This is a genomic window from Gallaecimonas kandeliae, from assembly GCF_030450055.1.
Taxonomy (GTDB): domain Bacteria; phylum Pseudomonadota; class Gammaproteobacteria; order Enterobacterales; family Gallaecimonadaceae; genus Gallaecimonas; species Gallaecimonas kandeliae.
The window spans coordinates 802,808-815,561 of sequence record NZ_CP118480.1 but is presented as its reverse complement, the minus strand read 5'-3'; the positions used below and the strand labels follow the sequence as shown (position 1 = coordinate 815,561).

Sequence of the window (12,754 nt, the reverse complement as noted above, 5' to 3'; positions counted from 1 at the left end):
GCCCTCTTTAAATCTTGAACCTGGCCACCAGGCCCTGCAATTCGCCACCGAGGCCTGCCAGGCCCTCGGTGGCATTGGCCGTTTCCTCCGAGGCGGCCGCCGCCTGCTCGGCGATCTCCCGTACCCGCACCACGCTTTGGTTGATGTCCTCGGCCACCGTGCTCTGCTCTTCGGCGGCGGTGGCGATCTGGTGGTTCATGTCCTGGATCCGCGACACGGCGTTGGCGATCTCGCCGAGCATGGTGCCGGCCTCCTGGGCCAGGGCCACAGTGTCTTCTGAGATGCCACGGCTCTTCTCCATCATCAGCAAGGAGGACTGGCTGCCTTGCTGCAGGTTGGCGATCAGGGCTTCGATCTCCTGGGTGGATTGCTGGGTACGGCCCGCCAGGCCACGGACCTCGTCGGCCACCACCGCGAAGCCACGCCCGGCCTCGCCGGCCCTGGCCGCCTCTATGGCGGCGTTGAGGGCCAGCAGGTTGGTCTGCTCGGCCACCGCCTTGATCACGTCCAGCACCTTGCCGATGCTGTCGGTCTCGCTCTTGAGCTGCTCCATGGACTGGGCAGAGCTCCCCACCTCCCTGGCCAGCAACTCTATCTGCTGGACGGCCCTGGCCACCACCTGGTTGCCCTGCTGGGTGGTGTGGTCGGCTTCGCTGGCGGCCACGGCGGCCAGTTCGGCGTTGCGGGCCACTTCCTGGACTGTGGCGGTCATTTCGTTGATGGCGGTCGCCACTTGATCGGTCTCGCTGCGCTGGCGCTGCATGCCGGCGCTGTTCTGCTCGGCCACCGCCGACAACTGCCCGGCGGAAGCCGCCAGTTGGGAGACGCTGGCGCCGATCTGACCCATCAGCTCGCGCAGGGTGTCGTTCATGTGGGCCATGGCCAGCATCAGCTCACCCAGTTCGTCCTTGCGCTGGCTGTGGATACGGGTGGCCAGGTTGCCGTCCGCTATGGTCTGGGCCACCTTCACCGTCTCGCGCAGCGGCCGCACTATCTGGCGGCTGATGCTCCAGGCGGCAAAGACGCCAAGCAGCAAGGCGGCCAGGCTCACCCCCAACAGCAGCCAGGTGGCCTGCCGGCCGTCGGCCAGGCGCTTTTGCGACTGCCCCTGGACCAACTCGTCCATCTGCTCGGTCAACTGCTTGGCGTCGCCGTCAAGGCGCCGGTGCAGCTCGGCCATCTGGTCCACCACCTTGTTGAGCCGCTTCACATGGTCGCGATAACCGGACAGGGCCTGCAGGGCCTGGTCCAGGGTGGCCTGATCACCGCCGCCGATGTTGAGGGTGGCGGCCGACTTCTCGATGGCGGCCATGGTGCTGACGGCGGCGTCCAGGTTCTTGGCGCTGCCGTCGAAGATGTAGCCGCGCATGTGGTAGCGCAGCATGGCGACCTGCTGGTTGATCTGGCCGGCGATAAGGGCGTTGCGGACCAGGGCCTCGTCGGCGGTAAGTTCGGCCATCTGGCTGAGACTGGCATTGAGGTCGTTGAGCTTGCCGACCATGGTGTTGCCCACCTTGACCCAACTGCCGCGGATGGCCGCCTTGTCCTTGAACAGCTGCTTGAGCTGGCCGAAATCCTGGCGGTATTGGCCGGCCAGCTTGTCGACGGCGGCCAGGCGGGCCTTGTCTTGGGGAACGCTGAAGAGCCCGGCCTTGGCGTCCACTTCCTGCTTGATACGCGTCACGGCACCGTCAAGGCGGTCGGCGTCTTCCTGGCTGCCCGACACAAGGAAGTCGCGGCGGCTGAGTTCGGCGTCCATCAACATCTTGTTGAGCTGGCCGCCGATCCCCACTTTTTCGCTGCGATCCATGACGGCGCCCAGGCCCCGGCTACCGGCCCCGGCCACCACTATGGTCAGCAGCAGCACTATGCCGAAGCCCCAGCCCAACTTGGCCGCGACCGACAGGTTTTCCAAAAAACGGCTCATGTGCTTTGCCCAAATCGAAGAGGGATCCTGTCAACAAGAGTCGGCCACATCGGGCGTTTCTTGAAATAAAAGAGACAAAATGCCGCTCCGGCCAGCCCAGGGGCGCGCGCTTAACAGCCTGGCAAAACCAGCATCACCCTTCGCTTTCAAGCTTAACGGGACTGTCCAATTCGGCGGATGCGGGCACCCGGCGCCGTCCCGGCCAAGGCAGCCTGGCCAGCAGGCTGACCACCAGCACAGCAAAGGCCAGCCTGGCCCAGAGGATGCCGCTGAGATCGGCCCCCACCAGCAGCACCAGCAGGGTGTCTTCGATGACGCTGTGGCAAAGCCCCAGGAAGGCCAAGGTCAGCATGACGTCGCGCCGGCTCAGTTTGCCGGAACGGGCCTCCTCGATCAGCATGCCGGCACCGTAGGTCAGCCCCAGGGTCACCCCGACTATGGTGACATTGGCCGCCGCCCGGCCTATGCCCATCAGCCGCAACAGCGGGAACAGCAGCCAATGGATGGCCTTCTCTATGCCCAAGAGATGAAGCAGCCGAAGCAGGGTCAGCAGCGCCGCTATGGTGGGCAATATCCACAGCAGGGTTTTGAGCTGACCCAGCCCCCAGGCCACCAGGCCCGCCTCGCCGCCGTCCCGGAAGGGCCAAAGCACGGTGCCCGGCTCCTGCAGCCAACCGGTGGCGGAATAAAGGGCGTTGAGCAGGCTGCCGAGCAACAGGGCGCCGCCGATGCGCAGCATCAGGGTCAGGTGCCAGGGCACGCCGGCGCGCCTGGCCACGGCCCCTTCCACCGGCAGGAAGTGGGCCAGCAGCATCAGGCTGCCCAGCACTGTGAGTTGGGCCGTGGTCAAAGGCTCGCTGCCCGCCACTTGGAAGAACACCACCATGGCGGTGTAGATGTTGGTGAGCATGACAGTGGCCCAGACCACACCCAGGCTGTCGGGCAGGCCCATCAGCTGCATCAGCGGCGACAGTAGCCAGGCCAGCCACTGGGTGCATCCCAGCAGATCCAGGGCCTTGATGATCACCAGGGCCGGCACCATGATCTTCAGCAGCATCAGGTAGAGGCTGGCGGCACGGCGCCCTATGGCGAAGGCTTCTGAGAACACGGACTTGAGCAGGGGCATGGGATCTTCCTAGTGGCAGCCAGGGGCCTGGGAGAGATCGCTATTCTAGGAAGGAGGCCGAAAAATATGTCGTCAAAAACGCCCTTCCCTTTTTCTTAAATTCTTTTATAAAGACAAAAAAGAAACTTTATTAACCCACTCCTATGCCATTGGACCGTATCGACAAAGCCATCCTCAGCAGCCTGCAAAGCGACTGCAGCCAGACCAACCTGCAACTGGCCCAGCAGGTGGGGCTGTCGCCGCCGGCCTGCCTGAAGCGGGTGAAACGCCTTAAGGCTCAGGGCTATATCCAGAAAGAGGTGGCACTGTTGGTGCCGGAGAAGTTCGGGCCCTACCTGCACATGGTGGTGGAGGTGGAGATGGAGCGGGACAACAAGGCCATGAACCAGCGCTTCTTGCAGCGGGCCCTGGCCTCCCCCGAGGTCAAGCAATGCTACCAGGTCACGGGGGAGGTGGATTTCGTGCTGATCTGCATGGTGCCGGACATGCCTTCCTACGAGGCCTTCTGCGACAGGGTGCTGTACGCCGAGGCCAACCTCAAGAAGTTCCGCACCCTGATCTCCTTGAAAAGGGAGAAGTTCGACACCCGCATCAACACCGGCTGATCAGGCCATGGCGAAGGCCTGGGCCTCCAGCTCCATCTGCGCCTGCATCAAGGGCAGGGCCCAGAGGCGGGCCTTGAAGTCCGCCAGCTTGGGCCAGCGGGCCGGGCTGATGTCGTAGTCGCAGTAGTGGAGGTTGGCCAGGTTGGAGGCCAGGGCCAGATCGGCCACGCTGAGTTCGTCCCCCACCAGCCAGGCCCCTTGCCTGAGTTGGGACTCCATGTAGTCCAGCACCGCCGGCACCAGCTTTTCGCTCAGCTCCCTGACCCGCTCCGGATCCGTCGTATGGCCGAAGTAGGCCGGGCCTATGACCTTCTGGAAGTAGAGCCCGCCGGTGGCCTCCATCATCCTGGTGTCGCCGTATTCTTCCAGCCAGAGGGCCCAGGCATAGTCGTTGGCCGCCGCCGGATAGAGGCTGTTGTTGCTGTTCGTCTTCTCCAGGTAGGCGATGATCACCGAAGAGTCGGCAAAGCCGAAACCGTCGTCGGTACGGAACGCCGGCACCTTGCCGAGGGGGCTGGCCTCCCGGAAGTCAGCATCGTCACTGCCGGGAATGGCGGGCTGGAAGCGGTAGGAAATGCCTTTATGGGTCAGGGCCAGCATGGCCTTGCGCACAAAGGATGACATGGGTACACCGTAAAGAATGGGCATGGTCTCGTCCTTGTGGTTGGAAAGCCACCCCAGCATAGCCAAAAGCGAGCGGGCCAGGGATGGCATCTGCGCACCGCACTGTTTCTTTTCTGCGCTACCCTTAAATGCCCGCTTTGAGAAAGGAACTCCCATGGCACAGCTCCAATCCATAGTCCCCTGCCTCTGGTTCGATGATCAGGCCGAAACGGCCGCCCGCTTCTACTGCAGCGTCTTTCCCAATGCCGCCCTGACTGCCATTACCCGTTATCCCGACGCAGGCCAGGAGATCCACCACAGGCCAGCAGGGAGTGTCATGACAGTTGCCTTTGAACTGGACGGCCAGGCCTTTACGGCGCTGAACGGCGGGCCCGCCTTCAAACTCAACGAGGCCATTTCCCTGCAGCTGTGCTGCGACACCCAGCAGGAGATCGATTATTTCTGGGAGGCCCTTGGCCAGGATGGCCCTGTTGAGTCCCAACAATGTGGCTGGCTGAAGGACCGCTTCGGACTCAGCTGGCAGGTGGTGCCGAGGCGCCTACCGGAACTGATGGCGGACCCCACCCGGGCCCCCAGGGTGATGCAGGCCCTGCTGCAAATGAAGAAGCTCGACATCGCCGGGCTGGAACAGGCTTGAAATACGGATAGACAAGACTTTGTTTTATCGTATCTTTTTATAAAACCCACCTCTGAACCGTCAGGCTGTCGCTTTCAGGGATGACCAGGGCTTAGGCCTGTGCCCGCAGGGCCAAGGCCAAGCCGGAAACCACCAGGACAAAGGAGTGACAGATGGGCGAAATAGCCTACGCCAAGATCCACCCCGCTATCGGCATAGCCCGGGTCGGCAATTCCAAGGACACCAACGGCTTCTACCTGGGCCCCCAAGTTACGGAGCCCTACCCCCAGGAGCCCGGTTTCTATCGGGACGCCAGCGGTGCACTCAAGCGCGAGGTGGCCCAGTTCCGCATCTACGGCTACGACGGCCAAGGCAAGGTGGTGCGGGAACTGACCATGGACGAGTCCACCCAGATCACCTGGTCGGTGGAACTGGCCAACCACAAGGCCGCCTGGTACAACTTCGAACTGGCCTTGGATATCCCGGAGGCAGCGGCGGCGGCCCCCTCCACCCGCCGTAACGCCAAGATCCCGCTGCCAGAAAGGCACCAGCTGGCCATCACCCCAGGCCCGCGCAGCATCAACATGGCCTCCGACATGGGCCCCGAATACCTGTTCAACGGTGGCACCTTCATGGGCACCGAAGTGCCCCTGGGGGAGCTGCGCACCGACCCCCAGGGCCGGCTGCTGGTTTTCGGCGGCCACGGCAAGTCCGCCTCTTATCTGGGCCAGGCCCCCACCACTTTCGCCAACAACGACGGCTGGTATGACGACACCAGCGACGGCCCTGTGACGGCCAAGGTGGTGGTGGATGGCCGGACACTGGAAGTGGCTCCTGCCTGGGTAGTAGTAGCCCCTCCCAACTACGGCCCCCAGCAGAAATCGGTGCGCACCCTCTATGCGCTGATGACGGACGTCGCCATCCAGGCCGGCCAGCTGCCGGCCCCGGTCAGGCCCTCCTTCACCGACGACATCCTTCCCATCCTCAAGGCCATGTGCGATCTGCAGTGGATGAACGCCGGTTTCAACGCCGGCTTCGGGTACGGCATGCCCCAGCATTTCCTCGAGCCCCGCTACCTCCACCAGTTGGCCGAGCCGGGGGATAACTATGCCGAATTGCGGCGCACCGTCGCCAACAGCTTCCGCAACCCGGACGATGGCGACATCTCCATGAAGCCCTGGCCCTGGGTCTACGGCGATGCCATGAACATCCCCATGCCGCCGGTGCCGGCCGCCATGAACGCCCTCACCCGCACCCAGTTGGCCCTCTTGGACAAGTGGGCAGAAGGGGACTTTGAGGCGGACTACGACCCCAACCACCAGCCGCCGCACAGCATCGATCAGGTGCCCTTGGCCGAGCAGCCGGCCATGCTGGACAAGGCGGCCCTGGAATTCTGCATCGCCGACGCCTTCCACCCCGGCTGCGAGATGACCTGGCCGGTGCGGCACAGCACCCTGTACATGGAACCCTACCGGCTGCGCCACCGCGACGGCCGTGACCCTGAGCCGGATTATGGCACCACCCTGACCCCGGCCATGGCCCTGTCCTATAACGGCCCGCTGTACGGCCAGTCGCCGGGCTCCATCACCCGTTGGATGGCCATCCCCTGGCAGACCGATACCGCCAGCTGCCGCTCCGGCTACGACAGGGAATACGACCCCTACCTGCCCACCTTCTGGCCGGCCCGGGTGCCCAACCAGGTGCTGAGCGAACAGAACTACCTCAAGGTGATCGACAGTTCGCTGCCGCGAGCCGAGCGCCTGGCGGCCTACCAACAAAGGGCCGACTGGGACCGCACCCTGGGGGTGGGCTACCAGAACCAGCTCGCCAACATGGTGGCCCACTTCGACGACATGGGGGTGGTGGAAGTACGTCCCGGGGTGCAGGGCGACCCCGACTTCCCGCCGGTGATGCAGGTGGAAGACAGGGGCGGCCAGGCCATGACAGCCCAGGAACGCCATGACACCGACAAGGGCATGCGCAAGCTGCTGATCAACCAGCGGCGCCGCGATTGATGGCAGGCCAAGGCCACTTCGACGCCATCATCGTCGGGGCTGGCCCGGCCGGCCTGGCCCTGGCCACCATGCTCAGGCCGGAGCTGCGGGTGCTGGTGCTGGAGCGCCGCGCCCAGCCGGCCAAGGCCCCGCCCATCGGCGAATCCCTGCCCGGCGCCACGGCCGTGCTGTTGCAGCGCCTGCAACTCTGGGAGCGCTTCCAGCAGGCGGGGCACAGGGAAAGGGGCGGCGCCGTTGCCGTCTGGGACCAGGAGAGCCCGGTGTGGCAGGACGCCATCCGCGACCCGGCCGGCCCAGGCTGGCACCTGGACAGGGGCCGTTTCGAAGCCATGCTGCGCCAACGGGCCCTGGAGGCCGGTGCTGACTTGTTGGAAGGCTGCGCCCCGAGCGACATCCGCCACCACCAGGGCCTATGGCAACTGGCAACACCCCAAGGCCGGTTCCAGGCCCCAGTGCTGGTGGACGCCACCGGCCGCAGCGGCAGCCTGGGGCGCCAGCTGGGGCTCAAGCGCCAGTCAGGGGATCCCCTGCTCTGCCTCTACAGCTTCCTGGAGCAAGGATCTCAACGCCAGGACAGCACCCTGCGCCTCCAGGCCGATGCCCAGGGCTGGTGGTACACAGTGCCCCTGCCACAAGGGCAACGGGTGCTGGCCTACCACCTGGACGGGGATGATCCCCAAGGCCGCCAGTTGCGCCGCCCCGAGGCCTTCCTCGCCAAGGCCAGGCAGCACCCGCTGCTGGCCGAGGTGCTGGCAGATCTCCCCCCGGCCCAGCTGCGCTGCCGGGCAGCTGGCACTTCCCTGTTGCCGGTAGAGGAATTGCCCAAGGCTGGGCCCGGTTTTTTGGCCATAGGAGATGCGCTGTTGGCCTTCGACCCCATCGCCTCCCAGGGGATCTTCCACTCCCTCGCGTCGGCGGCCAGCGCCACTAAGGCGATCAAGGCCGGCCTGGATCATCCCGACCTTGGCCTCGGCGCCTACCAACAGGAGATGCAGGCGGTAACCCAGCGCTACCTCTGGCACCTCAAGGCCAGCTACCAGGGCCCCAGGCGATTCAGCCAGGAGCCCTTCTGGCAACGCCGGCAGTAAAGCCCAACAGCAAAAGCCAGTAAAAAAGGACCCAAGGGTCCTTTTTTCAATGCTGCCCCCCGCCTCACGGGGACTCGAAGCGTACCCGCAGCTGCCAGTCCTTACCCTTGGGCACCCAGACATCCACCAGGTGGCGGTCGCTGGCGTCGCGGGCGGACAGGGTCAGGTAGGCGATGGCATTGGGCCCCACCTCGTACACCTTGAGGCTGGAGAGGCTCCATTGGTGCTGGCTCTGCTGTTTCAGCATCTCGGGCCTGTACAGCGTGGCGCCGCTGGCGAAGTTGGCCTCGAAGAGCGGGTCCAGCAGCTGGCCGAGATGCTCACCGTCGCCAGACAGTTGCGCGGCCAGCAGGCGGTTTTCCAGCTCACCGAAGACTTTCATGTAGCGGGTCATCACATTGACCCCCTTCCCACCGGGAAGGGGATCGCTTTGAGCCAGGGCGGCAGGCCCCAAAAGGCAGGCCGCCAACAGCAGCGGCTTGGTTATCAGTAGGACAGTGCGCATAGGCCTCCATTGGCATTGACCCAGTTGCGCTGCAACAGCCAGTCACGGTTACCCAAACTGACGTTGGCTGTGGCGCCATTGCTGGTGGTGTAGGTGCTGCCAAAGGTCCAGGCGCACTTGTCGGCGTTCTCATAGCCGCGCCTGTCGTACCAGGCGTTCAATTCGGGGTCTGTGACCGCCTCTGAGAGCTCATGGAAGATGACGCTGGCCATGGCATCGGCGCCGCCATCACCGTTCGGCGACGGACTATTCACACCGCAGCCGGAGGGCGCCTGGGTTACGGGGTTGCCCACGAAGGAATACTTGATGGTTTTGCCCTTGATGGTACCTCTGGTGTGCCAGCCGCAGTACTGGGTGCCGAAGCCGCTGGTTTCCTTCACATCGGGCGCCGTCAGCACGAAGTAAACGCCGCTGGTATCCAGAGGCAACCCCAGGTTATTGATGGCATTGGCTACTATGGTCTGGATGTCGGCATCTCCCAGCACAGCCCCCAGGGAGCCGCTGTCAGTCACCTGCCCGGCCAGGGTGACCTGGTTGGACACATTTTGATTGTTGCCGTCGTAATAAGTGGTGTTGATGTTGTAGATGGGCGAGCCGGACAACCCTGTGATGAGGTCGGGCAGTATGCCTTCTGCCGCACTGTAGTTACTCCAGTTGCCATACCAGATGTAGTAGACATGGTTGGTGCCCAGCATCACGGGTCCACCGTGGTAGAAGATGCCGTTGTTGCTACCGCCGCCACCGCCACTGTGCTTGCCCCCTTTGGCATAACCGGCTTGGCTATGAAGCGCACTGGGGGGTACCAGCTCTCCCCAGCCTTTCCCCGTGGGGCGATAAACGGAATTGGCGTCGGTTTTGACAACGCCGGCCTGGCCGGCAAACGCCAGGCAAGTTCCCAAGGCAAGGAGAACCGCTTTCAGGACATTCTGCTTATTCATGACGAGATCCCACTGTTTATGGTTATGCCGGTGCTGCAGCACGGCTAAGGAGAGGCATTGGCTACTATTGCAGCAAATGCGAGCAATGCCTTAGGCATAGCAGCGAACCTTGGGTGGGTAAAGTTGGTCCCACCGTGTTGCGGGCCAGGTCAACAATCGACTGCGGGAGGGAGACAGAACGGGTCTGGGATACCAACAAAAAAGGACCGGTCCTTTCTCTCAATGGGATTCGAAGCGCACGCGCAATTGCCAGTCCTTGCCATGGGGAACCCAGACATCCACCAGGTGGCGGTCACTGGCGTCACGGGCTGAAAGCGTCAGGTAGGCGATGGCATTGGGGCCGACCTCATAGACCTTGAGGCTGGAGAGGCTCCACTGCCGGGTGCCGGCTTTTTGCTTCAGCATGTCAGGCTTGTGCAGGGAAGGCGCTCCGCTGGTGAAATTGGCCTCGAAGAGGGGATCCAGAAGTTGGCCGATACGCTGACTGTCGCCAGACAGCTGGGCGGCCAGCAGGGTGTTTTCCAGCTCGCCGAAGACCTTCATGTAGCGGGTCATCACATTGACCCCCTTCCCGGCGGGAAGGGGATCAGTTTGTGCCATGGCAGCCGGCCCCATCAGGCAGGCTGCCAACAGCAGACGCCTACCTGTCAGTAGGACAGGGTGCATAGGCCTCCATTGGCGTTCAGCCAGTTCTGTTGCAGCAGCCAGTCGCGGCCGCCCAGGTTGACGTTGGCGGTGGCGCCGTTGCCGGTGGTGTAAGTGCTGCCGAAGGTCCAGGCACACTTGTCGGCGTTCTCGTAGCCGCGGGTATCATACCAGGCGTTCAGCTCGGGGTCGGTCACCGCCTCGGACAACTCGTGGAAAATGACGCTGGCCATGGCATCGGCGCCGCCGTCACCGTTGGGCGAAGGATTGTTGACGCCGCAGCCGCTCGGTGCCTGGGTCACGGCGTCGCCCACGAAGGAGTACTTAATGGTCTGGCCGTTGATGGTGCCCTTGGTGTGCCAACCGCAGTACTGGCTACCGAAGCCGCTGGTTTCCTGGACGTCAGGGGCTGTCAGTACGAAGTAGACGGCGTTGGTGTCTTGAGGCAGACCCAGGTTGTTGATGGCATTGGCCACTATCGCCTGGATGTCAGAATCCCCCAGCACTGTGCCCCTGGAGCCGCTGTCATTCACCTGGCCGGCCAGGTTGACGCTGTTGGACACATGGTTGTTGTTGCCGTCGTAATAGCTGTTGTTGATGTTGTAGATGGATGACCCGTTCAGGCCGGTGATGAGGTCGGGCAGTATGTTCTTGGCGCTGTTGTAGCCGCTCCAGTTGCCGTACCAGATGTAGTAGGCGTTGACTGTCCCCAGCATCACGGGGCCGCCGTGGTAGGAGATGCCGTTACCGCTGCCACCACCGCCGTGCTTGCCCCCTCTGGCCTTCCCGGATTGGCTATGGATGACACTGGGAGGTACCAGTTCCCCCCAACCCTTACCTGTGGGGCGATAAACGGAATTGCTGTCGCTCTTGACGACGCCGGCGTAGCTGGAGAGAGCCAGGCCGCAGCCCAGAGCGAGGAGTACTGCGTTCATAACGTTCTGCTTCTTCATGGAGTGAGTCCACCCTTGAATATTTTGAGATTGGTTTGGTTCGAAATGAACAGCTATTCGAGAGGTATCACAACAGCAGCTCGTGCTTGCGATGCACTAGGCATAGCAGCGAACTTCAGAAGGGGATAGTCGGGCTTACAGAGTTGCAAGACAGGTCAAAAAATCACCATTAGACAAGCAATTACGGCATTAGACAAACAATTACGGCATTAGAAAAGGACCTCAAGGGTCCTTTTCTACCTCCCCTCATGGGGACTCAAACCTCAGCCTCAGCTGCCAATCCTTGCCATGGGGAACCCAGACATCCACCAGGTGACGGTCGCTGGCGTCGCGGGCAGAGAGGGTCAGGTAGGCGATGGCGTTGGGCCCGACCTCATAGACCTTGAGGCTGGAGAGGCTCCACTGCCGGGCGCTGGCTTTTTGCTTCAGCATGTCAGGCTTGTGCAGGGACGGCGCTCCGCTGGTGAAATTGGCCTCGAAGAGGGGATCCAGCAGTTGGCCGATACGCTGACTGTCGCCAGACAGCTGGGCGGCCAGCAGGGTGTTTTCCAGCTCGCCGAAGACTTTCATGTAGCGCGTCATGATGTTGATCCCCTTCCCAGCGGGAAGGGGATCTGCCTGGGTGGTGGCAGCCAGCAACAGGCTGGCTGCCAACATCAGACGCCTACCTATTAGTAGGACAGGACGCATGAACCACCGTTAGCGTTCAGCCAGTTCTGCTGCAGCAGCCAGTCGCGGCCGCCCAGGTTGACGTTGGCTTTGGCGCCGTTGCTGGTGGTGTAAGTGGTACCGAAGGTCCAAGCACACTTGTCAGCGTTTTCGTTGCCGCGGGTGTCATACCAGGCGTTCAGCTCGGGATCGGTAACCGTTTCGGACAGCTCGTGGAACATGATACTGGCCATGGCGTCAGCGCCGGCGTCGCCGTTCGGGGAGGGATTGTTCGCGCCGCAACCAGAGGGAGCCTGGGTAACGGGGTTGCCCACGAAGGAGTACTTGACAGTCTGGCCGTTGATGGTGCCCTTGGTGTGCCAGCCGCAATACTGAGAACCGAAGCCGCTGGTTTCCTGGACGTCAGGAGCGGTCAGCACGAAGTAGAGGGCGTTGGTGTCCATGGGCAAGCCCAGGTTGTTGATGGCGTTGGCCACGATGGTCTGGACGGCATTGTCATCCAGCACTGTGCCCTGGGAGCCGCTGTCGCTTACCTGGCTGACCAGGTTGACGCTGTTGGCTACGTGGTTGTTGTTGCCATCGTAGTAGCTGGTGTTGATGTTGAAGATCGGAGAGCCGGACAGGCCAGGCATCAGATCAGGCAGTATGGTCTTGGCAGCGCTGTAACCGCTCCAGTTGCCGTACCAGATGTAGTAGATGTTGGTGGTGCCCAGCATCACGGGGCCACCGTGGTAAGAGATGCCGTTGGTTGTACCACCACCGCCATGCTTGGAGGCACGGGCCTGGGAGGCTTCGTTGTGGAGATAGTTGGGGGGAACCAGCTCGCCCCAGCCTTTACCGGTCGGCTTGTAGGTAGAGTTGGCGTCGGCCTTGATGGCACCAGCGTAGCTGGACATGGCAAGGCCGCAGCCCAAAGCGAGGAGAACTGCGTTCAAGACGTTCTTCTTATTCATGGAGTTAATCCACCCTTAATGTTTTCTTAATGTTGTTTTGATTCGGAAGAACTGCTATCCGATAGTGGTCGCAACTGCAGCGCACTTCGC

Annotated in this window: 13 protein-coding genes; 4 read left to right on the top strand and 9 right to left on the bottom strand. The window is 62.7% G+C overall.

Translation table 11 applies throughout. The features are described from left to right. Positions 1–7 precede the first annotated feature (7 nt). Positions 8–1,927 carry a methyl-accepting chemotaxis protein gene (locus tag PVT67_RS03850; RefSeq protein WP_301498012.1) on the bottom strand — a complete coding sequence of 640 codons (1,920 nt, stop codon included), beginning with the start codon at positions 1,925–1,927 and terminating at the stop codon, positions 8–10. A gap of 133 nt (positions 1,928–2,060) precedes the next feature. Beyond that, the gene (locus PVT67_RS03845; RefSeq protein WP_301498010.1) at positions 2,061–3,053 is read right to left on the bottom strand and encodes a hypothetical protein; all 993 of its coding nucleotides are present in this window, start codon (positions 3,051–3,053) and stop codon (positions 2,061–2,063) included. Positions 3,054–3,196: 143 nt separating this feature from the next. On the opposite strand from PVT67_RS03845, the gene PVT67_RS03840 reads away from it, so the two are divergent. After that, complete coding sequence (locus PVT67_RS03840; RefSeq protein WP_301498008.1) at positions 3,197–3,658, top strand: Lrp/AsnC family transcriptional regulator; 462 nt, start codon at positions 3,197–3,199, stop codon at positions 3,656–3,658. On the opposite strand, the gene PVT67_RS03835 is transcribed toward PVT67_RS03840, so the two are convergent. Continuing rightward, positions 3,659–4,306, bottom strand: coding sequence for a glutathione S-transferase family protein (locus PVT67_RS03835; RefSeq protein ID WP_301498006.1), 648 nt, complete (start codon positions 4,304–4,306; stop codon positions 3,659–3,661). It lies immediately after the preceding gene. A 130-nt stretch (positions 4,307–4,436) separates the two neighbouring features. On the opposite strand from PVT67_RS03835, the gene PVT67_RS03830 reads away from it, so the two are divergent. The 3 genes from PVT67_RS03830 to PVT67_RS03820 all read left to right on the top strand — a co-directional run bounded on the left by PVT67_RS03830 (position 4,437) and on the right by PVT67_RS03820 (position 8,001). Beyond that, positions 4,437–4,919: a VOC family protein gene (locus PVT67_RS03830; RefSeq protein ID WP_301498004.1), complete on the top strand. Its 483-nt coding sequence runs from the start codon at positions 4,437–4,439 to the stop codon at positions 4,917–4,919. Between the two features lie 152 nt (positions 4,920–5,071). Continuing rightward, on the top strand, positions 5,072–6,913 hold the full coding sequence (locus PVT67_RS03825) for a LodA/GoxA family CTQ-dependent oxidase (RefSeq protein WP_301498002.1): 1,842 nt from the start codon (positions 5,072–5,074) through the stop codon (positions 6,911–6,913). Next, a complete protein-coding gene (locus tag PVT67_RS03820) occupies positions 6,913–8,001 on the top strand; it encodes an NAD(P)/FAD-dependent oxidoreductase (RefSeq protein ID WP_301498000.1) in 1,089 nt (362 codons plus the stop codon). The genes PVT67_RS03825 and PVT67_RS03820 overlap by 1 nt, the downstream gene beginning before the upstream one ends. Positions 8,002–8,065: 64 nt before the next feature. Here PVT67_RS03820 and PVT67_RS03815 read toward each other — a convergent pair whose 3' ends face one another. The 6 genes from PVT67_RS03815 to PVT67_RS03790 all read right to left on the bottom strand — a co-directional run bounded on the left by PVT67_RS03815 (position 8,066) and on the right by PVT67_RS03790 (position 12,664). After that, a complete protein-coding gene (locus PVT67_RS03815; RefSeq protein ID WP_301497998.1) occupies positions 8,066–8,506 on the bottom strand; it encodes a nuclear transport factor 2 family protein in 441 nt (146 codons plus the stop codon). Beyond that, complete coding sequence (locus tag PVT67_RS03810; protein ID WP_301497996.1) at positions 8,488–9,444, bottom strand: hypothetical protein; 957 nt, start codon at positions 9,442–9,444, stop codon at positions 8,488–8,490. Before PVT67_RS03810 ends, PVT67_RS03815 begins: the two co-directional genes overlap by 19 nt. A gap of 219 nt (positions 9,445–9,663) precedes the next feature. Further along, positions 9,664–9,999 carry a nuclear transport factor 2 family protein gene (locus PVT67_RS03805; RefSeq protein WP_301497993.1) on the bottom strand — a complete coding sequence of 112 codons (336 nt, stop codon included), beginning with the start codon at positions 9,997–9,999 and terminating at the stop codon, positions 9,664–9,666. A 92-nt stretch (positions 10,000–10,091) separates the two neighbouring features. Then, a complete protein-coding gene (locus PVT67_RS03800) occupies positions 10,092–11,024 on the bottom strand; it encodes a hypothetical protein (RefSeq protein ID WP_301497990.1) in 933 nt (310 codons plus the stop codon). Positions 11,025–11,288: 264 nt separating this feature from the next. After that, positions 11,289–11,699 (bottom strand): nuclear transport factor 2 family protein, encoded by a 411-nt coding sequence (locus PVT67_RS03795; RefSeq protein WP_301497989.1) that lies wholly within the window; start codon positions 11,697–11,699, stop codon positions 11,289–11,291. A gap of 14 nt (positions 11,700–11,713) precedes the next feature. Then, the gene (locus PVT67_RS03790; RefSeq protein WP_301497986.1) at positions 11,714–12,664 is read right to left on the bottom strand and encodes a hypothetical protein; all 951 of its coding nucleotides are present in this window, start codon (positions 12,662–12,664) and stop codon (positions 11,714–11,716) included. Between the last annotated feature and the right edge of the window lie 90 nt (positions 12,665–12,754).

Bases quoted from the DNA above. Each gene is read 5' to 3' on its own strand.
- PVT67_RS03840 (WP_301498008.1), top strand. From the start codon at position 3,197: ATGCCATTGGACCGTATCGACAAAGCCATCCTCAGCAGCCTGCAAAGC.
- PVT67_RS03790 (WP_301497986.1), bottom strand. From the start codon at position 12,664: ATGAATAAGAAGAACGTCTTGAACGCAGTTCTCCTCGCTTTGGGCTGC.
- PVT67_RS03810 (WP_301497996.1), bottom strand. From the start codon at position 9,444: ATGAATAAGCAGAATGTCCTGAAAGCGGTTCTCCTTGCCTTGGGAACT.
- PVT67_RS03820 (WP_301498000.1), top strand. From the start codon at position 6,913: ATGGCAGGCCAAGGCCACTTCGACGCCATCATCGTCGGGGCTGGCCCG.
- PVT67_RS03830 (WP_301498004.1), top strand. From the start codon at position 4,437: ATGGCACAGCTCCAATCCATAGTCCCCTGCCTCTGGTTCGATGATCAG.
- PVT67_RS03845 (WP_301498010.1), bottom strand. From the start codon at position 3,053: ATGCCCCTGCTCAAGTCCGTGTTCTCAGAAGCCTTCGCCATAGGGCGC.
- PVT67_RS03815 (WP_301497998.1), bottom strand. From the start codon at position 8,506: ATGCGCACTGTCCTACTGATAACCAAGCCGCTGCTGTTGGCGGCCTGC.
- PVT67_RS03795 (WP_301497989.1), bottom strand. From the start codon at position 11,699: ATGTTGGCAGCCAGCCTGTTGCTGGCTGCCACCACCCAGGCAGATCCC.
- PVT67_RS03825 (WP_301498002.1), top strand. From the start codon at position 5,072: ATGGGCGAAATAGCCTACGCCAAGATCCACCCCGCTATCGGCATAGCC.
- PVT67_RS03835 (WP_301498006.1), bottom strand. From the start codon at position 4,306: ATGCCCATTCTTTACGGTGTACCCATGTCATCCTTTGTGCGCAAGGCC.
- PVT67_RS03800 (WP_301497990.1), bottom strand. From the start codon at position 11,024: ATGAACGCAGTACTCCTCGCTCTGGGCTGCGGCCTGGCTCTCTCCAGC.
- PVT67_RS03850 (WP_301498012.1), bottom strand. From the start codon at position 1,927: ATGAGCCGTTTTTTGGAAAACCTGTCGGTCGCGGCCAAGTTGGGCTGG.
- PVT67_RS03805 (WP_301497993.1), bottom strand. From the start codon at position 9,999: ATGACCCGCTACATGAAGGTCTTCGGCGAGCTGGAAAACACCCTGCTG.